This window comes from Enterobacter sp. ODB01 (assembly GCF_001623605.1).
Lineage (GTDB): Bacteria > Pseudomonadota > Gammaproteobacteria > Enterobacterales > Enterobacteriaceae > Enterobacter > Enterobacter kobei.
In genome coordinates this window covers 3,440,603-3,465,271 of sequence record NZ_CP015227.1, presented here as the reverse complement: position 1 = coordinate 3,465,271, position 24,669 = coordinate 3,440,603, and the positions used below count along the sequence as shown (strand labels likewise).

Sequence of the window (24,669 nt, the reverse complement as noted above, 5' to 3'; positions counted from 1 at the left end):
GCAGGATTAACCGCCTTCCAGTCGGGTCAACAACGCACCGAGATGTCCGACAATATCGCGGAAATCAAAAATCAACGCCATCCACAAACAGGCTAAAAGAGTCAGTACGGTTAAGGATAGACGAGCAAACAACGCAGTTGTCCTTAATGAAGAAAGGGCTATCTGCGCAGTCTAACCTGCTTTCTCTCAACTTAGCCTCAACCAAAACCTTTCTGAAGCTACCATTTGTGATGGCATTCAAAAAAAAGCCCGCATTTCGCGGGCTCTGATCATCAGAACTGGTAAACCAGACCTAACGCGACGACATCATCGGTGCTGATGCCGTTGTCTTTGTAGAAGTTATCATCTTCATCCAGCAGGTTGATTTTGTAATCAACGTAGGTGGACATGTTCTTGTTGAAATAGTAGGTAGCGCCTACATCCGCATATTTAACCAGGTCCTGATCGCCCTGACCGTTGGCCAGGTCTTTACCTTTAGACTGCAAATAAGAAATGGCCGGACGCAGACCGAAATCGAACTGGTACTGCGCGGTCACTTCAAAGTTCTGGGTTTTGTTCGCCACGGTGTCGGTATTATCACCATACGGGGTCATGTTGCGGGTTTCAGAATACATCGCCGCCAGATAGATATTATTTGCGTCATATTTCAGGCCTGCCGTCCAGGCATCTGCTTTATCACCGCCCGCAGTGGTATTCGTCACCTGGTCGTTGGTACGGTCAGAAGAGGTGTACGCAGCACCGGCGCTGATGCCCATGCCAAGGTCGTAGGTAGTCGAAATACCGAAGCCGTCACCGTTCTCATGACGCGTGTCGCGGCCATTATTGGTGCCTTCCTGGTTGTTGCTGGCATCTTCATTTTTGCCCTGATACTGCAGCGCAAAGTTCAGACCCGGCACCAGACCGTAGAAGTCGGTGTTACGATAGGTTGCGACGCCGTTCGCACGGCCAGTCATAAAGTTATCCGCATTGGTGTAAGAGTCGCCGCCGAATTCAGGGAGCATATCGGTCCAGCCTTCCACGTCGTACAGCACGCCATAGTTACGGCCATAATCGAACGAGCCGTAGTCACCCACTTTTACACCGGCGAAGGCCAGACGCGTCCAGGACTGGTTATCAGACCCTTCAGTGTTATTAGCCTGAATGTTGTACTCCCACTGGGCGTAGCCGGTCATCATGTCGTTGATCTGCGTCTCACCCTTGAAACCCAGACGCATGTAGGTTTGGTCGCCATCTTTAGAGGCGTCATCAGAGAAGTAGTGCAGGCCGTCTACTTTTCCGTACAGGTCTAATTTGTTGCCATCTTTATTATAAATTTCTGCCGCATGTGCTGCGCCAGCCATTAACAGAGCCGGAATCATCAGAGCCAGTACTTTTCTTTGCATTTTGGTATTCCTTTGCGGTTGTTTTTATTTAATTACCTGTTGAACTTTCCAAATAAGAAAGTGGTCTCATGCTAAAACACTCCGCAGAAGAGTAATAAAATATAATTGTTACGAATTGAGTTAAATCTAAACTGAATTAAACCACGGTAATGATCATTTGTTTGGTGAATAATTAAGGTTATACCATAACAAATAAAAATTTTTAATGAGTCGCCAGTTCAGGTAGTCTTTGCGTCGTTATATGCCTTTAAGATTATTTATCCATAATTCATATGAATGTTATTTAGGTAACTAAAACGATATTCATTGATTATCTGGATTAGCCCGTTGTGAAAGCATCGGGCTTTTTTTATGACAAAAAAATGCCCGGACGAGCCGGGCAGTGGCGTTAGTCGCTGGCTGATTTTTCGGCTTTCCCGGCCAGCTGTGCCAGGAAGTCATACCGTTTTTGCAGATCGGCAGCGGCGTCTTTCCAGAGTTGTTCCGCCACCTCAGGCTGTTGCGCATTGAGGCGACGGAAGCGCTGCTCCTGCATCAGCGTCTCTGCCAGCGCATCTGACGGCGGACGCGAATCCAGCGCCAGCGGTAATTTCCCCTCGTCCGAACGGCGCGGATCGAACCGGTACAGCGGCCAGAAGCCGGTCGCCGTCAGTTGACGCATCTGATCGTGGCTGAGCGCCAGATCGTAGCCATGCTCTTCGCACGGGCTGTAGGCAATGATCAGCGATGGGCCGGGATAGGCTTCTGCTTCCTGAATCGCTTTCACCGTCTGGTTAAGCTGCGCGCCGAGCGAGATTTGCGCGACGTAAACGTGGCCGTACATCATCATACTCACGCCGAGATCCTTGCGTGCTTTGCGCTTACCGTGTTCACCAAATTTCGTGACGGCGCCCAGCGGTGTGGCTTTCGACGCCTGCCCACCCGTATTGGAATAACACTGCGTATCCAGCACCAGGATGTTGACGTTCTCGGTGAGGCTCAGGACGTGATCCAGCCCGCCAAAGCCGATGTCGTAAGCCCAGCCGTCGCCGCCAATCAACCAGATGGATTTTTCGACCAGCGCGTCAGCGTCGGTCAGCAACTGCTCTGCACCCGCGACCCCCTGAAGGGCGTGACGCAACGCTGCCACCTGCTCGCGACACACGTCGGGTGTCGCTTCGGCGTGAAGCGCGGCATTCAGTTCGGCAGGAATTTGCCCGGCGAACTGCTCCAGCAAGCGCATCACTCGCGCGCGGTGTTGATCAACGGTGAGGCGAAAGCCCAGGCCAAACTCGGCGTTATCCTCAAATAGTGAGTTTGCCCAGGCCGGACCGCGACCCTTTTCATCGGTGGTATAAGGCGTAGAGGGCAAATTACCGCCGTAGATGGACGAGCAGCCGGTGGCGTTAGCAATCAACATCCGGTCGCCATACAACTGAGTAAGCAGCTTGATATACGGCGTTTCACCGCAGCCGGAACAGGCACCAGAGTATTCGAACAGCGGCGTGATGAGCTGCGAAGTCCGAATATCAATCCGTTCCAGTTTGCTGCGATCGATTTCCGGCAGATTCAGGAAGAAGTCATAGTTCTCTTTCTCTTCTTCAACGTGCTCCAGGCGCGACATCATGTTGATTGCTTTAATGTCCGGGTTCTGCCTGTCTTTCGCCGGGCAGACCTCAACGCAGAGGTTACAGCCGGTGCAATCCTCCGGCGCGACCTGCAGAACGTATTTCTGTCCGCGCATATCGCGGGATTTTACATCCAGCGAGTGCAGGCTGGCCGGTGCGTCTTCCATCGCTTCCGGTGACACGACCTTGGCACGAATGGCCGAGTGCGGGCAGGCCGCGACGCAGTGGTTGCATTGCGTGCATAGCTCTTCTTTCCAGATCGGGATTTCTTCGGCGATATTGCGCTTTTCCCAGCGCGTGGTACCCATCGGCCAGGTTCCATCAGGCGGCAGCGCGGAGACGGGCAGGGCGTCACCCAGCCCGGCCAGCATGGCTGCCGTTACGGTCTTAACGAAATCAGGCGCCGCATCAGAGACCACCGGAGGACGGTTCGGACTGGCGTCATTCACCGGCTGCAGCGGCACCTCGGACAGCGACTCGCGCGCCAGCGCCAGCGCCTGCCAGTTACGCTCTACCAGCTCCTGTCCCTTGCTGCTGTAGCTTTTGGCGATCGCGCCCTGCAACTCTACCAGTGCGCTGTCGCCCGGCAGGATTTGGGTCAGATGGAAGAAGGCCATCTGCATCACGGTATTGATACGTGCAGCCAGGCCACATTCGCGGGCAATTTTTGCCGCGTTGACCACATAGAATCGGGCATTTTTCTGGTTCAGGACCGTCTGTACTTCCTGCGGCAGACGCGCCCAGACCTCATCCGCGCTATACGGCGTATTGAGGAGGAAAATACCGCCTGGCTTCAGGCGCTCCGCCATCTGGTATTTGTCGATAAACTGCAGCTGGTGGCAGCCAACAAAGTCGGCCTGAGAAATCAGGTAGGCCGAGCGGATAGGGTGCTCGCTGACGCGCAGGTGGGAAACGGTCAGGCCACCCGCTTTTTTGGAGTCGTAGACGAAGTAACCCTGCGCATACCACGGGGTCGAGTTACCGATGATCTTGATGTTATTTTTGGTCGCCGAGACGCTGCCATCGCTGCCCAGGCCGTAAAACAGTGCTTCAAGTTTGGCGGTTGAAGGCAGCGTATTTTCCGGCAACGGCAGGGACAGGTTCGTGACATCATCATAGATACCCACCGTAAAGCGCGGTTTGGGTTTTGCTTCCCGCAGTTCATTAAATACCGCCAGCACGCACTCCGGCCCGAACTCTTTGGAGGATAAGCCATAGCGACCGCCGATCACCCGCGGAAGTGTTTCTCGCTCGCCCTGGTTAAAGGCTTCTGCCAGGGCGGTCATGACGTCCAGGTAAAGCGGTTCAGCGTGCGCCCCAGGCTCTTTGGTTCGGTCGAGCACCGCCACCGTACGCGCGCTTTCCGGCAGGGCAGAGAGCAGATGTTTGGCCGAGAACGGGCGATACAGACGCACTTTAAGTACGCCGACCTTTTCTCCACGGGTCAGCAGCTCGTCAACCACCTCTTCACAGGTGCCGATGGCGGAACCCATTAGCACAATCACGCGTTCAGCCTGCGGATGGCCGTAGTATTCGAACGGCTTGTACGTGCGCCCGGTCGCGGCGGCAAAATCATTCATTGCCTGCTCGACGTGGTCATAAACCGCGTTGTACCACGGATTCGTGGCTTCACGGGACTGGAAATAGGTGTCCGGATTGGCTGATGTCCCGCGAATTACCGGGTGTTCCGGGTTAAGGGCACGGGCGCGATGCGCGTCGATTTCCGCCTGCGGCAAAAGATTCAGGATAGTATCGTCCGCCAGCGGGACGATTTTGTTGATTTCGTGAGACGTGCGGAAACCATCAAAGAAGTGGATAAACGGCACGCGGCTTTTAAGCGTGGCGATATGCGAAATCAACGCAAAATCTTGTGCTTCCTGAACGCTGCTGGCGCAGAGCATGGCGCAGCCTGTCTGACGCACGGCCATCACGTCGGAGTGATCGCCAAAGATGGAGAGCGCATGGGTCGCAACGGTACGTGCGGCGACGTGCAGGACGAAGGGGGTCAGCTGGCCGGCGAGTTTGTACAGCGTCGGGATCATCAACAACAATCCCTGTGAGGAGGTAAACGACGTGGAGAGCGCGCCTGTCTGCAGCGCACCATGAACCGTAGCGATCGCTCCCGCTTCAGACTGCATTTCAACCACTCTCGGGACATCACCCCAGACGTTTTTTACCCCGTTTCCCGCCCAGGCATCCGCCTGTTCCGCCATGGTCGAGCTTGGCGTAATCGGGTATATGGCGATAACTTCGCTGGTGCGAAACGCGACTGAGGCAACTGCACCATTACCGTCAATAGTTTGCATAGGACGACACCCTTACATTGCGCAAAAAAGAGGGCCTGTCATAAGACGACAAGCTTTGAATATTATCTCTTTAGTCTAGCAAACAGGGGGTTTTACGATTTTCGCTTTTGTGTCCTCGATATTCTCGTCATCAATGAGTAGATCAACTAAAGGGTAAAAAAATTGCGAGAAATTGTTTCAGTAGCGCATAAATACGCACTTCCGCTCTCGACGACACGGGAGGTGATGCCTATTATGCATAGGTTTCGCATTATTTACGGGGGAGAGAGCATGCGTTCAGCATTTTTGATTGGGTGTGCCGCATTATTATTGTCGGCATGTAGCAGTGAGCCTGTTCAGCAGGCGACGGCGGCTCACGTAGCGCCGGGAATGAGAGCGTCAATGTCCAGCTCAGGACAAGCCAACTGTGCCATGATTGGCGGCTCGCTGTCGGTTGCCCGCCAGCTTGATGGTTCAGCTATTGGGATGTGCGCATTGCCAAACGGCAAACGCTGCAGTGAACAGTCGCTTGCCGTTGGAAGCTGCGGTAATTACTGATCAGTCAACACGTTTAAACATCAGCGTTTTGTCGGCGGTCGCCAGCGTTAACTGGTCTTCCGTCAGGTCGACCTGCGCCCCTTTGCGCAGCATGTCGCCGAGGGTGTGATCGAGTTCGTTAAGCTGCGGTTCAGTACAGAGTTTGCGCGTCATTGCCAGCGTTTTCACTGTCAGTTCACCTTCGGACAATTTCCCCTGTCCGTTGAAGCGGTTACACATCGTGCCAGACACGCTGATGTTATCTACCAGGTTCAGAGCGGGCAGCGCGTTAAAACTGATCTCAGGTGGTGTTGGCATGCCCTTCACGGCTTTGCCATCCACATTTTCCAGTACAAAACGATGGTTCTTCAGCTGCTCTGGCTGAACGGACGCTTTGCCCGGATTAACGCAGCCGGTCAGGACAAGACTGATAACACTTAACGCAATGAGCTTTTTCATTTTTGTTCTCAAATAATAAATACTGTGAATCTTTTACCAGTGTAACGATACGCTGACGTGCGTTAATGGGGTTTATCTGAAAGTGCGGGGAGAGCCGGGCAACGCAGCGGTTGCCCGGAATGACGATTAATGAGATTTAAACCCGGCTGCCGTCATCAATATGCGAAAGAGCATACTGACCGCAGCCAGCGCCAGTACGCTGCCGCCCCAGATAATGGCCAGCCACAACACTCTTTTCCAGACCGGTTGTTGCATCAGTGATAACCCTCCCCATGCTGAACTTTGCCGCGAAATACGTAGTAACTCCAGAAGGTGTAGACCAGAATGACGGGGATGATCAACAGCGCACCCACCAGCATAAAGCCCTGGCTTTGCGTTGGCGCAGCGGCCTGCCACAAGGTGATGGATGGCGGAATAATATGCGGCCAGATGCTGATCCCAAGCCCGCTAAAACCAAGGAATATCAGCCCTAACGTCAGGATAAACGGACGGTTATGGCTGTCAGGATTATTCAGGCAGCGCCACTGACACAGGCTAAAAATCACGACCAGCGCAGGAACCGGCAACAGATAAAACAGATTCGGCAGCGTAAACCAGCGTGCGGCAATGGCCGGGTGGGCAAGCGGCGTCCAGAGGCTGATCGCCGCAATAAATGCCAGCAGGATAATCAGTAACGTTTTGGATAACGCCCGCATCCTTTGCTGCAGCGCATTTTCGCTTTTCATTACCAGCCACGTCGATCCCAGCAACGCGTAGGCCACCATCAGACCCGCACCGCAGAACAGGTTAAATGCGGTAAACCAGTCAAACGGACCACCCGTATACGTTCGGCCTGTCACGGTAAAACCGTTAATGACGGCGCCCACCGTCACGCCCTGGGTAAACGTTGCCAGAATGGAACCGCCAATAAACGCTTTATCCCAGAAGGGGCGGTGGGCGGGCGTGGCTTTAAAACGAAACTCGAATGCCACCCCGCGGAAAATAAGTCCGATCAGCATTAATGTCAGCGGAATGGTGAGGGCATCAACGATCACCGCATACGCCAGCGGGAATGCGCCGAACAGGGCGGCGCCGCCAAGCACCAGCCAGGTCTCATTGCCGTCCCATACCGGCGCGACGCTGTTGACCATCACATCACGATCGTCAGCGTTTGGCGTTGCGGGGAACAACATCCCGATCCCCAGATCAAAGCCGTCCATGACGATATACATCAGCGTGGCAAAGACGATGATCACAAACCAGATAATGGAAAGATCGATACCCATTACGGCTGCTCCTTATGTTCAGTAGTGACGGCTGAAAGCGGGCGTGCAGGACGTCCATCGGACGCGGTGGCGAAAGATTCGTGTGGCTGCGGGCCTTTTTTGATGAGGCGAACCATATAGCTGTAGCCGACGCCGAACACCGAGGTGTAGACGACGAAGAAGGCCAGCAAACTCACGCTCATATGCAGATCGCCGTGGGCTGATACCGCATCCTTCGTTCGCTGGAGTCCATAGACCACCCACGGCTGGCGGCCCACTTCGGTGGTGACCCAGCCTGCCAGAATCGCAATCAGCCCGGATGGGCCCATTAACAGGGCAAACCACAGGAACGGGCGGGATGAATAAACGCGTTTTTTGTAGCGCAACCAGAGCGCCATCACCCCAAGCAGCAACATCAGCATGCCTAAGCCCGCCATGATGCGGAATGACCAGAAGACGATGGTCGAGTTTGGGCGATCTTCTTTCGGGAACTCCTTAAGGGCAGGGACCTGTTTATCCAGGCTGTGCGTCAGGATAAGACTTCCCAGCGCCGGGATCTCCAGACCAAAGCGGGTGCGCTCTTGCTCCATGTCAGGCCAGCCAAACAGCAGCAACGGGGTCGGCTCGCCCGGTGGGTTTTCCCAGTGGCCCTCAATGGCGGCAATTTTGGCGGGTTGATGCTTTAAAGTATTCAACCCATGCATATCACCAACCATAGCCTGGAGGGGAGCGACAATCAGCGTCATCCACAGTGCCATTGAAAACATTGCCCGTATGGCAGGATTATTATTCCCGCGCAGCAAATGCCATGCTGCGGATGCACCAACAAACAGGGCGCTACTGAGGAACGCGGCGATCGACATATGCAGCAGGCGGTAAGGGAAGGAGGGGTTGAACACCACAGCGAACCAGTCCACCGGCACCACCTGGCCGTTGACAATCTCATAGCCCTGCGGGGTCTGCATCCAGCTATTCGAAGAGAGGATCCAGAAGGTGGAGATAATAGTCCCCAGCGCCACCATGCAGGTGGAGAAGAAGTGCAGTCCCGGTCCGACTTTCTTCCAGCCGAACAGCATCACGCCGAGGAAACCGGCCTCAAGGAAGAATGCGGTAAGCACTTCGTAGGTCAGGAGTGGGCCGGTAATACTGCCCGCAAACTGTGAAAAGCCGCTCCAGTTGGTGCCAAACTGGTAGGCCATGACCAGGCCGGAGACTACGCCCATGCCAAAGTTAACGGCAAAAATCTTCGACCAGAAATGGTAAAGCGAGCGCCAGACCGGATTTTTTGTTTTCAGCCATAATCCTTCGAGCACGGCAAGATAGCTTGCCAGGCCGATGGTGATTGCCGGGAAAATAATGTGAAAGGATACGGTAAAGGCAAACTGTATCCGCGCAAGGTGAAAAGCATCCAAACCAAACATGCACAGCCTCAATGTCAAACGGTGTGTTGTTATGGTATAGGCGCAGAGATCGGACTATCAGACGCAGAACAGCGAATTTTAACCATAACAGTTTGATTCAGACTCCCGCTTTTACAAACTGATATAGATTACCGTTACGGAATAAAAAAATTATTTTTATGAATTTTACGCATCAATCCGCTTGCTTTGCCGTCAGCAACATGCGTTAATGGATTTCTGGTTTTGAGTCCAAAAAAATATCTGACGTAGTTTTATAAAGCAGTTCTCATCACGTTGTGCCTCTCCGCAGCCTCTCTTGGGTCTTTATCTACATTCCGATTCGTTTTGTTTAAAACCAATATTGCCCAATCGGCCCATTAGTAATTTACGTTTTTACGTTAACAGGAGAATCCTATGACTTCTTATATCCATTTCCGCTGCCCATGCTGTCATGGCTCGCAGTACCGCACTTCAGTCTTTGATGTGTCTGAGAAAAACCCATTCGGCGCAAAATGCATTTTTTGCAAATCGTCGATGATCACGCTCGACCACCTCGCTGCTGCGCGTTCCGCGATGAATCACACCACCGAGTACCGTAAGTAATCTACCCGGTTTTTCATAACAGTTAGCAAAATCTTCTCTTTTTCTCCTGCTGATATACACTGTCGGCAATAAGGAGAATCTGATGAAAAAATACCAGCGTCTGGCGCAACAAATTATCTCGCAAATTGAGCTTGGCGTATGGCTGCCGGGCGATAAACTGCCTTCCCTGCGAGAGCAGGTGGCGAGCAGCGGCATGAGTTTCATGACTGTTGGCCACGCGTATCAGATGCTGGAAAGTCAGGGACGCATTGTCGCCAGGCCACAATCGGGCTATTACGTTGCCTCGCGCCCGACCACGCACCAGCCTGTGCCGCCTGCCCAGGTGATGCGTGACGAAGCGGTGGATATCAACACCTATATCTTCGATGTCCTTCAGGCCAGCCGCGATCCGTCTGTCGTTCCTTTCGCATCCGCCTTTCCCGATCCCCGGCTTTTCCCGCTTCAGCAGCTCAACCGCTCGCTGGCTAACGTCAGCAAAACGGCGACTGCGATGAGCGTGATTGAAAACCTGCCGCCGGGTAACGCTGAACTCCGCCACGCCATTGCGCGCCGCTATGCGCAGCAGGGGATGAACATCTCGCCGGACGAAATTGTCATTACCGCAGGCGCGCTCGAAGCGCTGAACCTGAGTTTGCAGGCGGTGACGGAGCCTGGCGACTGGGTGATTGTCGAAAACCCCTGCTTTTATGGCGCGCTGCAGGCGCTGGAACGCCTGAAGCTCAAAGCGTTGTCGGTCGCCACAGACGTCCGGGAGGGGATAGACCTGAACGCCCTTGAACAGGCGCTGAATGACTATCCGGTAAAAGCCTGCTGGCTGATGACCAACGGCCAGAATCCGCTTGGTTTTACGCTAAGTGCAGAGAAAAAAGCCCGTCTGGTCGCCCTCCTGACAAAGCATAACGTCACCCTGATTGAGGACGATGTATACAGTGAGCTCTATTTCGGCCGCGAAAAACCGCTTCCGGCAAAAGCCTGGGATCGGGACGACATGACGCTTCACTGCTCCTCTTTTTCAAAATGTCTGGTGGCGGGATTTCGTATCGGCTGGGTGGCGGCCGGAAAACATGCGCGACGCATTCAGCAGTTGCAACTGATGAGCACGTTATCGACCAGCTCCCCTATGCAGCTGGCGCTGGTGGACTACCTGGCGACTAAACGCTACGACGCCCATCTTCGCCGCCTGCGACGAACGCTCGCTGAGCGAAAACAGCAAGCCTGGCAGTCACTGCTGCGCCATATGCCCGCCGGGGTCAAAATTCACCATAACGACAGCGGCTACTTTTTATGGCTGGAGCTTCCGGCACTGCTGGATGCCGGGCTGCTGAGTGAAAAGGCCTTAACGCACCATATCAGCATTGCGCCAGGAAAAATGTTTTCCACTTCTGACGCATGGACACCGTTCTTCCGTTTTAATACCTCCTGGGCGTGGGGAGAGCGAGAAGAGCAGGCGGTGATTCAGTTAGGAAAATTAATTAGCACGATGTTGAAATAATCTTTTTCCCCTTATTTAAATAAACATTTCTTATCCTGATGACGGCGCTACGAATATTTCGCAGTGCCCGGTCATAGGAAATCTGCATACTGCCTCGCGCCGCTAACCCCTTGTCTATAATCCAGTTAACGGGGAATGCGCCCTCGGTCACACCTTGATGAAATTTCCTGAAGCCAAACGGTGCGGCGCAATTGCGCGGTCTACGTTTAATAAGGGAGATATTTTTACGGCACGGCTGCCGCTAAATTTCATTGCGACAGGAGTAATTCTTATGAGCAAAAAATTTGCCCGCAGCAGCCTGTGCGCGCTCGGCATGACTATCATGACAGCGCACGCCGCAGAACCACCTAAGGCGATAGGTGACGGGGAAGGTCGTCTGGATATTATTGCCTGGCCGGGCTATATCGAGCGTGGGCAGACCGATAAAAACTATGACTGGGTCACCCAGTTTGAAAAAGAGACCGGTTGTGCCGTTAACGTGAAAACGGCGGCCACGTCAGATGAAATGGTCAGCCTGATGGCGAAAGGGGGATACGATCTGGTCACCGCGTCAGGCGATGCATCGCTTCGCCTGATCATGGGCAAACGCGTTCAGCCGATAAATCCCGAACTCATCCCGAACTGGAAAACCCTCGACACGCGCATTGTGAAGGGGGAATGGTTTAACGTGGGCGGCAAGGTCTACGGTACGCCCTATCAGTGGGGGCCAAACCTGCTGATGTACAACACCAAAACCTTCCCGACGCCACCGGACAGCTGGAGTGTGGTCTTTACCAAACAGGATCTGCCGGACGGTAAAACCAATCAGGGTCGCGTGCAGGCATATGACGGGCCAATTTATATCGCCGATGCGGCGCTGTTCGTCAAAGCCACCCAGCCACAGCTGGGCATCAGCGATCCCTACCAGCTCACCGAAGAACAATATGCCGCGGTGCTGAAAGTGCTTCGCGACCAGCATGCCCTGATCCACCGCTACTGGCATGACACCACCGTCCAGATGAGCGACTTCAAAAATGAAGGCGTTGTGGCTTCCAGCGCCTGGCCATATCAGGCAAATGCGCTGAAGGCTGAGAACCAGCCCATCGCCACCGTCTTCCCGAAAGAAGGGGTAACCGGCTGGGCGGATACCACCATGCTCCACGCCCAGGCAAAACACCCGATGTGCGCCTACAAATGGATGAACTGGTCGCTGACGCCAAAAGTGCAGGGCGATCTGGCGGCATGGTTCGGCTCACTGCCCGTCGTGCCTGAAGGGTGTAAAGCCAGTACGCTGCTGGGTGATAAAGGTTGTGAAACAAACGGTTATAACGAATTCGACAAAATCCTGTTCTGGAAAACCCCGACCGCTCAAGGTGGCAAATTCGTGCCGTACAGCCGCTGGACGCAGGATTACATCGCCATCATGGGTGGACGATAATCGCCCGGGAGCAGAACATGACGTACGCAGTAGAATTTAACAATGTTTCCCGGCTGTATGGCGATGTGCGGGCGGTGGACGGGGTGACCATTGCCATTCGCGACGGGGAGTTTTTCTCCATGCTGGGGCCTTCGGGCTCCGGCAAAACTACCTGCCTGCGCCTGATAGCGGGTTTTGAACAGCTGTCAGGCGGCACGATTTCTATTTTCGGCAAAGAGGCGAGCGCGCTACCGCCATGGGAGCGGGATGTAAATACCGTCTTTCAGGATTATGCGCTATTCCCGCATATGTCGATCCTCGATAATGTCGCCTACGGGCTGATGGTGAAAGGCGTCGACAAGAAGAAACGCCATGCCCAGGCGCGTGATGCCCTGGAAAAAGTAGGGCTGAGCTTTGCCATCGCCCGCAAACCTTCGCAACTTTCCGGCGGCCAGCGCCAGCGTGTCGCCATCGCCCGGGCGCTGGTCAATGAACCGCGCGTCCTGCTGCTGGACGAACCGCTGGGCGCGCTCGATCTCAAACTGCGCGAACAGATGCAATTCGAGCTGAAGAAACTTCAGCAGGAACTCGGCATTACCTTTATTTTCGTCACCCACGATCAGGGCGAAGCGCTCTCCATGTCGGACCGGGTGGCGGTATTCAATAACGGCCGCATCGAGCAGGTGGATACCCCGCGCGATCTCTATATGCGTCCGCGCACGCCGTTTGTCGCCGGTTTTGTGGGCACGTCCAACGTCTTTGATGCAGCGCTTGCGCAGAAAATTTGCGGCATGGAAGGTATCTATTCCCTGCGCCCGGAACATATTCGCCTGAACGAGGGCGGTGAGGTTCAGGTTCAGGGTATCGTGCAGGCCGTTCAGTATCAGGGAGCCGCCACGCGCCTGGAGCTGAAGCTTGCCGAGGGGGCCAAACTGCTGGTCAGCCAGGCCAACCTCAGCGATGTCTCGCTGCTGAGCGGCATTGCGCCGGGGCAGGCGGTGATGGCCTCGTGGTCACGCGAGGCGATGATTCGCCTGCATGAGGAAAGGTGAAATGGATATGAGTGTCGCTCATCCTCCCGCACCGCACGGCCGCTTGAGCCGCATGACGGCACTGTTCTGGCGTAAGCCGTCGCTCGGCCTGTTCCTGCTGCTGCTTGCCCCGCTGATGTGGTTTGGCATCGTCTATTTCGGATCGTTGCTGACCCTACTGTGGCAGGGGTTTTACACCTTTGACGACTTCACCATGGCGGTCACGCCGGACCTGACGCTGGCGAATATTCAGGCGCTCTTCAATCCGGCAAACTACGACATCATCCTGCGCACCTTAACGATGGCGATCGCGGTCACTTTGGCCAGCGCCATTCTGGCATTCCCGATGGCCTGGTATATGGCGCGTTACACCCGCGGCAAGTGGAAAGCGTTCTTCTATATCGCCGTGATGCTGCCGATGTGGGCGAGCTACATTGTCAAAGCCTACGCCTGGACGTTGCTGCTGGCGAAGGATGGTGTGGCGCAATGGTTTCTCAGTCATATGGGGCTGGAACCGATCCTCACCTCACTTCTTACGCTCCCGGCGATAGGCGGTAACACGTTATCCACCTCCGGGCTGGGGCGCTTTCTGGTCTTTGTCTATATCTGGCTGCCGTTTATGATCCTGCCCGTGCAGGCCGCGCTGGAACGTCTGCCAGCGTCGTTACTGCAGGCTTCAGCCGACCTCGGCGCGCGCCCCCGCCAGACCTTTCGCTATGTTGTATTGCCGCTGGCGATCCCGGGAATTGCCGCGGGTTCGATATTTACCTTTTCCCTGACGCTGGGGGATTTCATCGTCCCGCAGCTGGTGGGGCCGCCGGGCTATTTCATCGGTAACATGGTCTACGCTCAGCAGGGCGCTATCGGCAATATGCCCATGGCGGCTGCGTTTACGCTGGTTCCCATTGTGCTGATTTCGCTTTATCTGGCGTTCGTGAAACGTCTGGGAGCATTCGATGCACTCTGAACGCGCACCGTTGTTCCTGAAAGTGGCGGCATGGGGAGGCGTCATCTTCCTGCACTTCCCGCTGCTGATTATCGCGATCTACGCCTTTAACACTGAAGATGCTGCCTTCAGCTTCCCGCCGCAGGGGCTGACGTTCAAGTGGTTTAGCGTGGCGGCGGGGCGTGGCGATATCATTGAATCCGTGACGTTGTCACTTCAGATTGCCGCGCTCTCCACCGCCATTGCCTTGGTGCTTGGCACGCTTGCTGCAGCGGCGCTGTGGCGAAGCGACTTTTTTGGCAAAAACGCCATTTCACTGTTGCTGCTGTTGCCCATTGCCTTACCGGGAATCATTACCGGTCTGGCGCTGCTGACCGCATTTAAAACGATCAACCTTGAACCGGGTTTTTTCACCATCGTTGTCGGGCACGCCACATTCTGCGTGGTGGTGGTGTTCAACAACGTCATTGCCCGGTTCAGACGCACCTCCTGGAGTCTGGTGGAGGCGTCAATGGATCTCGGGGCCGACGGGTGGCAAACATTCCGCTATGTGGTGTTGCCCAATCTGGGTTCAGCACTTCTGGCGGGCGGAATGCTGGCCTTTGCCCTGTCGTTTGACGAAATCATCGTCACAACCTTTACGGCGGGACACGAGCGCACGTTACCTCTGTGGTTGCTCAATCAGCTCGGCCGTCCTCGCGACGTGCCGGTCACCAACGTTGTTGCACTGTTGGTCATGCTGGTGACAACTTTCCCCATTCTGGGTGCCTGGTGGCTAACCCGCGATGGCGAGAACATCGCCGGCAGCGGGAAATAACATTGATTTGAACAGGACAATGCTATGCAAACACATCTGCTGATAAAGGGTGAACTGGTCGCCGGACAAGGCGAAAAGCAGCCGGTATACAACCCGGCCACCGGAGAAGTACTGCTGGAGATTGCTGAAGCCTCTGTCGCGCAAGTTGACGCGGCTGTTCAGGCCGCCGATGGGGCTTTTATCGACTGGGGGCAGACCACGCCCAAAGCGCGTGCGGAATGTCTGCTGAAACTGGCTGACGCCATTGAGGCGCAGGGTGAAGAATTTGCCAGGCTTGAATCGCTCAACTGCGGGAAGCCGCTCCACTGTGCTCTGGGGGATGAAATTCCGGCGGTGGTCGACGTGTTTCGTTTCTTCGCCGGGGCGGCCCGCTGCCTGAACGGTCTGGCCGCAGGTGAATACCTTGAGGGGCACACCTCGATGATCCGCCGTGATCCGGTGGGGGTAGTTGCATCGATTGCGCCGTGGAACTACCCGCTGATGATGGCAGCCTGGAAGCTGGCACCCGCGCTGGCTGCCGGTAACTGCGTGGTGATCAAACCCTCTGAAATCACGCCGCTGACGGCGTTAAAACTGGGAGAACTGGCGAAAGATATCTTCCCGGCAGGCGTTGTGAACGTGTTATTTGGTCGCGGTAAGACGGTTGGCGATCCGCTCACCGGGCATGACAAAGTCCGCATGGTGTCGCTGACCGGTTCAATTGCCACCGGCGAGCATATCATCGGCCATACGGCGTCCTCCATTAAGCGCACCCACATGGAGCTGGGCGGTAAGGCTCCGGTAATCGTTTTTGATGATGCTGACCTGGACGCGGTTGTCGAAGGGGTGCGAACGTTTGGTTTCTACAATGCCGGGCAGGACTGTACGGCGGCCTGCCGCATTTATGCCCAGAAAGGCATATATCCTGCGCTGGTTGAAAAGCTGGGTGCTGCGGTCGCCAGCCTCAAAATGGGGGCGCCGGAAGATGCCGCTACTGAACTGGGGCCGCTAAGTTCGGCCGCTCACCTTTCACGCGTCTGTCAGGCTGTCGATCAGGCGAAAGCGCTCGGTCATATCAGCGTTGTGACGGGCGGAAGCAAAAAGGAGGGGGCTGGCTACTACTTCCAGCCGACCCTGCTGGCGGGGGCAAAACAGGACGATGCCATTGTTCAGCGCGAAGTGTTTGGGCCGGTGGTGAGCGTCACTGAATTTGACGATGAAGCGCAGGTGCTGGCCTGGGCGAATGATTCACAGTATGGCCTGGCGTCATCGGTCTGGACCAAAGACGTGGGCCGTGCTCATCGTCTGAGTGCGCGGTTGCAGTACGGCTGTACCTGGGTGAATACCCACTTTATGCTGGTGAGCGAAATGCCGCACGGCGGCATGAAGTTATCCGGCTACGGCAAAGATATGTCGGTGTACGGACTTGAGGATTATACGGTCGTCCGGCATGTGATGATCAAACACTAAGCCATCCTGCCTGGCCGCTTGCGCGGCCGGGCATTCTCCTTCTTCGCCCTGCGTGTTAAGCAAGCTACTCCATTGTTATTAGCCATAATATTTAAGTGGTTATTCTGTAACGAAAAAACTTGATCTGTATCAACATATGACGCATATTGCGTGCGGTTATTTTTTCGGCTCTGGTATACAGAATGACGTTGTATCAAAAGATGTTGGTTTTTTACGCAGTGATGGCTTCCATCTGTGCATTAATTACCTGGTTCCTTTCAAAAGATCGCAAACGCATCCGCCTGCTCAGCGCGTTTCTGGTGGGGTCGACCTGGCCGATGAGCTTCCCCGTTGCGCTCCTGATCTCGCTTTTCTGAAGCACGCTTCCACTTTTTCCAGATGAACATGGCATTCCTGATTCGATAACTGTATAAATACACAGTGCATCGTAAAAGGAGTGCTTATGAACAGTTTTTACTCGCAGCAGGCGGGTTGCACCGTGCGCTGGCATGATTTGCCCGGCTCAGGCGAGCCCGTGGTCTTCATCCACGGGCTGGGGTGTGCCTCTTCCTATGAATATCCCCGCGTTGTCCGTGACCTTAAGTTTGGCGCACGCCGGGCCATTCTCATTGATTTGCCCGGCAGCGGTTACAGTGATAAACCCGAGCACTACAGCTACCGCACGACTGACCAGGCCCGCGTGGTGGCAGAGCTGATTGACCACCTTGAATTGGATGCCTTCTGGTTATACGGCCACAGCATGGGCGGCAGTATCGCGATTGAAACGGCGGCAATGCTGGGACCGCGTGTTAAAGGACTGATGGTGTCGGAACCTAATTTTCACGCGGGTGGTGGGATGTTCAGCCGCTCGATTGCGGCGCAAACCGAACAGCAGTTTCTGGAACAGGGTTATGACGCCATGCTCAGCGCAGAAACCTCAGCGTGGGCGGGGTGTCTGCAAAGCAATGCGCCGTATGCAGTCTGGCGCGGAGCAAAGAGCCTGGTTGAGGGTGTAATGCCGGTATGGGAAACGCAATTCCTGTCGCTCTCGTGCCCGGTGACGCTAATCTTCGGCGAACATTCTCTGCCTGACGACGATGTTGATAATCTGAAGCAGAAAGGCGTTGAGGTAAAAATTATCCCTGCGGCGGGGCATTCTATGTCGTGGGAAAATCCGTCAGCACTGGCTCAGACGTTAGCCGGGTGTATGACGGAGTGATGTGCGCAAAAGTTTCGCCCGGCGGCGCGACGCTTGCACGGGCCTACGATGAATTGTGCAAGGTATTGATATTATGGCGGAATGTAGGCCGGGTAAGCGCAGCGCCACCCGGCAAGAATGGCAACTACATGATTAAAGCCCGTAATGCCTGACGTGCGTCAGGTTGAATATCATGCGGATGCTGGTAATCAATGTTCTCTATCGCCCGGCTATAGAGGGCAACCAGCCAGTCGTAAACGTACGCGGTGGCCGCATGGACTGGCTGTTCCGCCAGACGCGTCAGACGTGGCGCGGCGCTGCTGACGACGGGCGTAACGAAGATAGCCTGTCCCTTGCGGATGCGGCTTGCCGGACGCTCTGCTGAAGGCGTTTGGTCATACCCCAGCCAGCCAACGAAATTGCCCATCACGGCGTGCAGTTGCGCGGCGCTGCTCTTATCCGCTTCAACAATACGCTGAAGCTGTTGCGCCAGATTAAGCCGGTAGCTGGTGACCACCAGAACATCCGCGATTTGCTGTAATACTGCGGGTTCCAGACCGAGACGGGCGGCCGTGGCCTCATTACGGCTCCACTGACGCAGATGATTTATCCATACTCTGTGTGCCAGACGCGCCTTGTCCTTCGTCTGGAACTGACCAGCACTTTCCTGGGCGTTATCGGTAAACAGATCAATGGTATCCGTAAACAGCCCATTGACCTGCTCCTCGCGCGGTTGCTGGACGGCGAGCAGTGTTTCAAACGCTTTCATCGGCGGCATCAATCCTTCAAGCAGCTCGCCGTGACGGGCGGCACTGCTTTGCAGGGTGCGCACCATGTTTTCGGCCTGGGCGCGTCGGGTAGCCGGTTCCTCAACCAGCGGGGCGAGATAACTGCGCATTAGCGCCGAAAGCTCCTGGCGAAGCAAGCTTTTCAGCGTTCCAAGGCGCTTCTGCCGCTGCGCAGGGAGCGTGGCCTGAGACAACCACTCAATGACGCGCTGCATGCTGTGGCTATCCAGCGCCTGCAGCGTGCCCCAGCGTAAACCCGGTTTACCGAGCAGATGCTGTACGGCTTCATCAAGATTCTGGCGGGTGGTAAAGCGGGCGTCATGCGGGGTAATCGCCCACACCAGCCCCGGCAGGGCAGACTCTTCAGCAGGCTGCGTCTCTTTGACCCAGTTCATTAACACTTTTGCTTTTTTGGCCGTCTGCTCGTGCTGCGCTGTCGAATTGCAGATAACCAGCACGTCAGGCTGTAGCTGCTGGCGGTAATGGTCGAGCAACCACTGACATTTTGCCTGCGCTAACGGATCGGCACTGCTGTCTTCAAAGACCGGAATATCAATGATATCAACGTTATCCAGCGCACCACTCTCAACCGGCAGAACCAGCTCGCGGGTCAGGAAGGCCAGCACGTCAACCGGGAGGCTGATGGCGTTGAGCATGTCGCCGTTATTCAGCGGATGAAGCAGCGTCTCCTGTGCGTCCTGCTGGGTTAAGGTGCCATGCGTCAGGAACCCTTCACCCGGCAAGCCAAAGCTATCTACCAGCAGACTCAGCGGAGCAGCAAGCTCGCTGGCATGGCTGGTCTGGTGCAGAACATGGGCGAGCTTCAGCCACTGTTGGGTGAATTCCTGTTGCTCACCCCACAGCAGCGACCAGACGCTTGCCCGGGTGCTGAGATCAAGTGAAGGCACCAGTTGGGCAAGCTCATACCACAGGGCATCATCAATTTGCTGTTTCGCAGCGGGTATTGTGCACTGCCAGAAGCGGGCGATGGCACCCACTTCCTGCGCCGTGATACCCGGTACGCCCTGCGGCTGACGCAGGCCACGCCATTTCTCAAGACGGGTCTCAATGACCGCCTTATCCACTGCGCGCATCTGCGGATGCAGCGTCGTGCGGGCAATAAACAGCTGTACCAGCTCGGCCTCGGTGATCAGACTCAGACGTAGCGGAAACGCCTCATCGACCACCTCCCGGTTTTCCCGGGTAAAGCGGACGGCCATGTTGGTCAGGGCATGACCCGGATTGATATGCGAAAAATAGTCAAAGGTGCGCTGGCCTGGCGTAACGTTTAGCCGTCCATTACCGCTGCCGCACAGCGACAGCAGCAGGTGTGCTTTTGCGCTCTGCGAATGACCGTAAAGTCCAATGCTGCTCTGGCGGGTCAGGGCACGTTCAATAGCCTGCTCTCGCGCCTGCGCCGCGTTGATGCGGGCAAGCAGGGCGTCAGCATCGTTGTCCAGAACAGGGGCATTCATGCGCGTCTCATTAATCCACCCGATTAACGCCTGAGTGGTGGTGGTCGTCGCTGTCATTTCAGGTATACGCTCCCGCTGTCGATCCAGTAGTGGCTGCCGCTGTGTCGGCGATCGGCCAGAGTATTCAGTTTGAAGGTTAAGGCGTCAGGCGCTACCGGTGTGCCGTCCTGTAGCCAGGCATCGCTCAGTTCAAAGGACTCAGGACCTTCCTGCTTGCTGCCGCCGCAGAGCTTAAGCCGCACGTTCAGCACGCCGTCACCGGCAATCGCTTTCGCCAGTTCAGCCGAATTGATGCTGAGCGTATAAAGCGGCGTGGCAGGCCAGCGTGCGTTCGCCAGCTGCCGGAAGCCGAGGGTGACGTTGCCGCGTAGCGGGAAGTGCAGGCGTGCGTCGAGTTTTGCGCCCGGCTTATCGAGGTCGATATCCTGATACCAGACGTTTTCCTCACGCAGGGTATTAACGGTGTTATCCAGCACGCCGAGATAACGCACGGTAGAATACGCGCCAATGTCCGCGGCTTTAAAGTTGAAGCGCGGCAGACGCAGGTCGAGCGCCAGGCTGCACAGCATGGCACCCACGGCGGCGGTTGATTTAGGGTTACCAATGCGCCCCTGCTGACTGAACGGATACCACTCATGTACCTGGTATTTATCCAGCCAGACGATGCGATTGACCGGCACCGGCTGCAGGTGACGGATCAGCGCCTGAACGCCGGGCAGGCAGCCAGGGCGACCGGTAATCAGCAGAATATCGCAGCTGTAGTGGGAAATCGCTTCACAGACTGCGTGAAGCGGAGAGGTCAGCGTAAACTGACCGGCCAGCATCGCATCCTGCATCTCGCGGAAATTGACGTGCAGCGGTACGGCGAACAGGTCGAACGCTTCTGAGCCCGCAGGCAGGGCATGATCAATCGCCTGCTGCAGATAATTCATGACGTTGCGGGTTGGTTTCTGCGGCAGAAGATCGCCAAAGGTGGCATGCAGGCCAGCCAGCGGATCGTCAACGTCACTGGATTCCCACGCGGCAAGAATGGCGTGGCCAATCGGCATAAAGAGCTGTAGCGCCGTTTGCTGGCGCAGCACGGCCTGGGTATCAATACGCCCGGAGTCGCCGAACAGCGACGCCATGAGCAGCGAGGCGTCCGCAATCCCGGATTTCTGCAGCTGCGTTTGCAGGGCGGGCAGCACGTAGCGCTGAATCACGTCCAGCAGGGTATCATCGCCCGCCACTTTAAACCCTTCGCGGAACAGTAGCTGCGGCGTGATTTTGACGTTATTACCGGAGCCGTCATCCAGTTGATAATGGGTGATCGCCATATCCGTGGTGCCGCCACCGATGTCGATAGACGCGACGCGCAATGCGCGGCCGGGCTGCACACCCGGCTCAGGCTCACGATCCGTGCGGGCGAGGGAGGCAAAGAAGGCTTCCGTCTGGCCGCCAAAATGGGAGATCGCTTCGTTATACAGCCAGACCAGTTGACCACAGCTGGCCTCATCCCACTCCATCTGGATTTCAGGGACCGGCACCACGCTTTTTTCCTGCTGTTTGCGGGTGGCAAAATCCTCATCCTGCGGGTGCCAGCCCATCGCTTTCCAGACGATGGCGATGGCTTCGAACATGCGGCGACGGAAAATCTCGCGCTCCTGCTTTGGCATTGCCGAGGGCAGGGTCAGGATCAGGGTGCGCAGCTGGCGTGGCGAGGCAGGGAAGCCCAGACGCAGGCGGGTGGCGACGCTGTTGATCTGACCCAGCGCCTGCGCCAGCAGCTCGCACAGCATATGCGTCATCAGGGTGCTGCGGCTGTACTGAGGCGAGAAGACCGGCAGTCGCTCGTCCTGCGGTAACGTAAACAGCGGTTCACCGTCATCGTTCATCAGGTTCATCAGCGGGAACGCCGTGGCAAGCGGCTCACGCTGGGTTTTGCCGTTCATCTGACTAAAGCGCCAGTCCTGCACCACCGGTGTTTCATCCCACAAATAGCGACGCGGGCTGGAGATGCCGCTGTTCCCTTCGGTTCCCAGACGCTGCATCGCCAGCTTGCGGGCTTCATCACCCACGCGAACGATCGACGGCCAGACAAACGCATCTTCGCGTCCACTTTCAACCGAGAAGTGCTGTTTGCCAAAGCGTGCTTCGGAAAACTCGAGACGGCTGGTAAACAGAGGCTCATTGAGGAATTGCGGCTCGCTCAATGAACGAACCTGTAACTCGGCGGTCTGCCGCAGTCCATCGTTCGCATCGCCGTGGTCTTCAATAATGACGCCGCAGGTGTGAGTGTTACCGACGTCGAGGATCAGGTCGACCGGAATCGCTGGCGTACTGAGGGTATGGGTAACAAATTTCACTTCCGGCACGGTGAGCTGTTCACCGAGCATGGTCAGCAGGTTAAGCCAGTGAGCCTGATATTCAAAGCTGCGCATCGCCTGATGCAGGTCACGTTCAGAACGATTTTCAACGCCGTCAGCATACTGGGTAAATGCTTCACGCAGCCAGCCGTCAATCCAGGTCTGGTCGAGGAAGCTTTCAACCTCGCTATCGCGCCAGGCCAGCGCGAAACGGGTGCCGTTCAGAATATCGTTTTCAACCGGCGATAGCGCGGAGGTGGCATGTTCCGCAATCTGGCTGTCGAGGGCGAGGGTCACGCGGTGCGTATTGCCTGCGGTGTCGGGGGTGTCGAGCTTGCGGACCTGCACGCGGGCCCAGTTATCCGGCCCCTCCACAAAGGTGCGCGGCGGGTTGAAACGCAGGAACGGGACGGGAAGCCAGACGCCGTCCAGCACCGCAAGGGACTGCTGCAGCGGGATAGTCGTTTCCGGTTTAACCACTTCAGGCTGGCCGCCGTGCGTTCCCGGCACGGTATAGCGCCCGTTAACCAGATCGAAATCGAGGCGTAGAAGAGGGCCGTTGGCGGTCTTACGTACGAAGCGCCCGTGGCTGGCGGTGTCCTGCGGCGTCAGCCCGAAATCGAGGAATTGCACGCCGCTGTTGGCAATAAGCGTAACGCTTTGTTTATAGTCGCAAAGATTTACCAGCATAGGATCAGGCACCTGCTTTCTTGAACGTCAGGGGGACGACGGTGTTGGCATCATAACGGGCGCGACATTCTGCGATATCGCTGGTGCCGGCTTTACAGGCGACTTCCGGCATCGGGTAGCGGGAACCGTCGGTGCAGCGGGCCGTGCCGCGACTCTTGATCATCAGCTCACCATTGCTGTGTAGCCCGGAGAAGATCTCCGCGCGGCAGACAATATTGTCGCCATGGACTATGCGGGCGAAACCTTTATTGTTCTGGATTTGATAGCGCATTGACGGTGGCTTGCCGGTGACCGGATCTTTCACGTCGAGAATCGCGCGCCAGGTACCGTTCAGGAAGCGTGTCGATCCGGCTTTCACCTGACCGGCCTCCATTACCATGGCATCTTTCGGGATCGCGACAATCACCACGGGAGCGGGTTCAGGCTCTTTTTCTTTGCTCGCCACCACCTCAGCCTGATGCAGGGGTAAATTCATCGCCAGTGGCTCAACGGCTTTGATCGGTTTTGGGGCGATAGCCACGGGCTCAGGGACCGGCGCAGGCGCGGGCTCTGCAGAAGGGGCCGGTTTTGGCCACATCAGCGGGGCGGCAATAGCGGCAACGATCACCGCCGCGACCGGCAGCGTCCAAAGGGGAACGCGACGCTTCTTCGTGATGACGACAGGAGCGGGTTCAGGCGCAGGTTGCGCAACAACCGGTGCGGGCTCGGGCGCATACAGGTCTTCCGGCGTAATCCGTATCGCGGCGACCGGGGCAATCAGCGGCTCGTCAGCTTTTTCAAAGGTGATGGCCGGTTCGGGCACTAGCTCGGGCTCGGGTTCAGGATCTTCAATCACAACAGGGGCGGGCTCAGGGATCAGCGATTCACGCAGGCAGTCGAGGACATCGTCACGCGCATTTTCATTCAGGTTCACAAAACCCCAGAAGCACAGGATCGGTTTTCCGTCGACGAGAAAAACGAAATTTTCCCCAGGGAACTGAAATGCTTTCGACAGCAGCGAGCCGAAGAGCTGTTGCGCTGTTTTCGGCGACTGAAGGCATTTCTTGCTTAACGACTCTACGCTCGCAAGGGTGTTTTCCAGATAGCGCAGGGCGCGATAGCGGTCGTCCTCATCAGCCGCTTTCCAGCTGGTGACGTTTCCCTCCACCGGGGAGTACCAGTCCACGCGGTCGCCGCTGTCGTTGACCTGCGGAATCGCCAGACAGTCAACGATAGCCTGTTGTTTGCGCAACCGGAGCGCTTCCCGAATTTGTAACGCTGATTCAAAAACGGCTTGTCCGCCGCCGCCCACGGCCTGAAAATCATCCAGGTTACCGCTGCGTAAAAGAGTTTTAGCCACGATTTGATCCCATATACTTCTTCACACCGTTACTTTAACGAAACGAGGAAGAAAACAAACGGAGGAAGAGACGCTAAAAGGGCCGATTTCTTGCGGCATAGAAAGTGACGGTTGTGCTTGACGGATAATGGCACTTAAGGCAAATCATCTTTTCGGATGCTGACCGTAAAACCAGCAAAAAACGCGGCTTTAGAATAACCTGATAGT

At 55.9% G+C, this 24,669-nt stretch carries 20 protein-coding genes; 10 read left to right on the top strand and 10 right to left on the bottom strand.

All coding sequences use genetic code 11. The features are described 5' to 3' along the window. Positions 1–6 precede the first annotated feature (6 nt). The 3 genes from A4308_RS22900 to nifJ form a co-directional block, all read right to left on the bottom strand. Positions 7–132, bottom strand: a complete 126-nt coding sequence (locus tag A4308_RS22900) for a hypothetical protein (protein WP_255199877.1) — start codon at positions 130–132, stop codon at positions 7–9. A 140-nt stretch (positions 133–272) separates the two neighbouring features. After that, entirely contained in the window at positions 273–1,382 is a 1,110-nt protein-coding gene (gene ompC, locus A4308_RS16410) for a porin OmpC (RefSeq protein WP_045282156.1), read from the bottom strand. Positions 1,383–1,770: 388 nt separating this feature from the next. Further along, positions 1,771–5,295 carry a pyruvate:ferredoxin (flavodoxin) oxidoreductase gene (gene nifJ, locus A4308_RS16405; RefSeq protein WP_049010599.1) on the bottom strand — a complete coding sequence of 1,175 codons (3,525 nt, stop codon included), beginning with the start codon at positions 5,293–5,295 and terminating at the stop codon, positions 1,771–1,773. 270 nt (positions 5,296–5,565) lie between these two features. Between nifJ and A4308_RS16400 the strand changes: the two genes are divergently transcribed. After that, entirely contained in the window at positions 5,566–5,832 is a 267-nt protein-coding gene (locus tag A4308_RS16400) for a putative hemolysin (RefSeq protein ID WP_023330510.1), read from the top strand. Here the strand turns inward: A4308_RS16400 and hslJ are convergent, their stop codons facing one another. From hslJ to A4308_RS16380, 4 genes are all read right to left on the bottom strand, one after another. Then, on the bottom strand, positions 5,833–6,270 hold the full coding sequence (hslJ, locus tag A4308_RS16395; RefSeq protein ID WP_047027048.1) for a heat shock protein HslJ: 438 nt from the start codon (positions 6,268–6,270) through the stop codon (positions 5,833–5,835). It lies immediately after the preceding gene. 126 nt (positions 6,271–6,396) lie between these two features. Further along, positions 6,397–6,525, bottom strand: a complete 129-nt coding sequence (locus A4308_RS16390; protein ID WP_023330509.1) for a DUF2474 domain-containing protein — start codon at positions 6,523–6,525, stop codon at positions 6,397–6,399. Continuing rightward, positions 6,525–7,535: a cytochrome d ubiquinol oxidase subunit II gene (gene cydB / locus A4308_RS16385; protein WP_014883968.1), complete on the bottom strand. Its 1,011-nt coding sequence runs from the start codon at positions 7,533–7,535 to the stop codon at positions 6,525–6,527. Before cydB ends, A4308_RS16390 begins: the two co-directional genes overlap by 1 nt. Continuing rightward, the gene (locus A4308_RS16380; protein WP_014883967.1) at positions 7,535–8,935 is read right to left on the bottom strand and encodes a cytochrome ubiquinol oxidase subunit I; all 1,401 of its coding nucleotides are present in this window, start codon (positions 8,933–8,935) and stop codon (positions 7,535–7,537) included. The genes cydB and A4308_RS16380 overlap by 1 nt, the downstream gene beginning before the upstream one ends. A gap of 393 nt (positions 8,936–9,328) precedes the next feature. Here A4308_RS16380 and ymcF point away from each other — a divergent pair, with 393 nt between their 5' ends. From ymcF to A4308_RS16335, 9 genes are all read left to right on the top strand, one after another. After that, positions 9,329–9,517 carry a cold shock small protein YmcF gene (gene ymcF / locus A4308_RS16375; protein WP_023330507.1) on the top strand — a complete coding sequence of 63 codons (189 nt, stop codon included), beginning with the start codon at positions 9,329–9,331 and terminating at the stop codon, positions 9,515–9,517. 82 nt (positions 9,518–9,599) lie between these two features. After that, positions 9,600–11,009, top strand: a complete 1,410-nt coding sequence (locus tag A4308_RS16370; RefSeq protein ID WP_045282153.1) for an aminotransferase-like domain-containing protein — start codon at positions 9,600–9,602, stop codon at positions 11,007–11,009. Positions 11,010–11,280: 271 nt separating this feature from the next. Then, the gene (ydcS, locus tag A4308_RS16365) at positions 11,281–12,426 is read left to right on the top strand and encodes a putative ABC transporter substrate-binding protein YdcS (protein ID WP_014883961.1); all 1,146 of its coding nucleotides are present in this window, start codon (positions 11,281–11,283) and stop codon (positions 12,424–12,426) included. Between the two features lie 17 nt (positions 12,427–12,443). Further along, complete coding sequence (locus A4308_RS16360) at positions 12,444–13,457, top strand: ABC transporter ATP-binding protein (RefSeq protein ID WP_014883960.1); 1,014 nt, start codon at positions 12,444–12,446, stop codon at positions 13,455–13,457. A 1-nt stretch (position 13,458) separates the two neighbouring features. Continuing rightward, positions 13,459–14,403 (top strand): ABC transporter permease, encoded by a 945-nt coding sequence (locus tag A4308_RS16355; protein ID WP_032636346.1) that lies wholly within the window; start codon positions 13,459–13,461, stop codon positions 14,401–14,403. Continuing rightward, positions 14,393–15,199 carry an ABC transporter permease gene (locus tag A4308_RS16350; protein WP_045282151.1) on the top strand — a complete coding sequence of 269 codons (807 nt, stop codon included), beginning with the start codon at positions 14,393–14,395 and terminating at the stop codon, positions 15,197–15,199. The genes A4308_RS16355 and A4308_RS16350 overlap by 11 nt, the downstream gene beginning before the upstream one ends. Before the next feature lie 24 nt (positions 15,200–15,223). After that, a complete protein-coding gene (gene patD, locus A4308_RS16345; protein ID WP_047625853.1) occupies positions 15,224–16,648 on the top strand; it encodes an aminobutyraldehyde dehydrogenase in 1,425 nt (474 codons plus the stop codon). A 182-nt stretch (positions 16,649–16,830) separates the two neighbouring features. Next, positions 16,831–17,004 carry a GhoT/OrtT family toxin gene (locus tag A4308_RS16340; protein WP_014883956.1) on the top strand — a complete coding sequence of 58 codons (174 nt, stop codon included), beginning with the start codon at positions 16,831–16,833 and terminating at the stop codon, positions 17,002–17,004. Positions 17,005–17,090: 86 nt separating this feature from the next. After that, entirely contained in the window at positions 17,091–17,846 is a 756-nt protein-coding gene (locus A4308_RS16335; RefSeq protein WP_063308663.1) for an alpha/beta fold hydrolase, read from the top strand. 124 nt (positions 17,847–17,970) lie between these two features. Here the strand turns inward: A4308_RS16335 and A4308_RS16330 are convergent, their stop codons facing one another. From A4308_RS16330 to A4308_RS16320, 3 genes are read right to left on the bottom strand one after another with little or no spacing between them, the layout of a single operon-like run. Beyond that, positions 17,971–20,145 carry a virulence factor SrfC family protein gene (locus A4308_RS16330; RefSeq protein ID WP_045282148.1) on the bottom strand — a complete coding sequence of 725 codons (2,175 nt, stop codon included), beginning with the start codon at positions 20,143–20,145 and terminating at the stop codon, positions 17,971–17,973. Then, entirely contained in the window at positions 20,142–23,123 is a 2,982-nt protein-coding gene (locus A4308_RS16325; protein ID WP_023330500.1) for a virulence factor SrfB, read from the bottom strand. The genes A4308_RS16330 and A4308_RS16325 overlap by 4 nt, the downstream gene beginning before the upstream one ends. A gap of 4 nt (positions 23,124–23,127) precedes the next feature. After that, on the bottom strand, positions 23,128–24,462 hold the full coding sequence (locus A4308_RS16320; RefSeq protein WP_045282147.1) for an SrfA family protein: 1,335 nt from the start codon (positions 24,460–24,462) through the stop codon (positions 23,128–23,130). Positions 24,463–24,669: the final 207 nt, after the last annotated feature.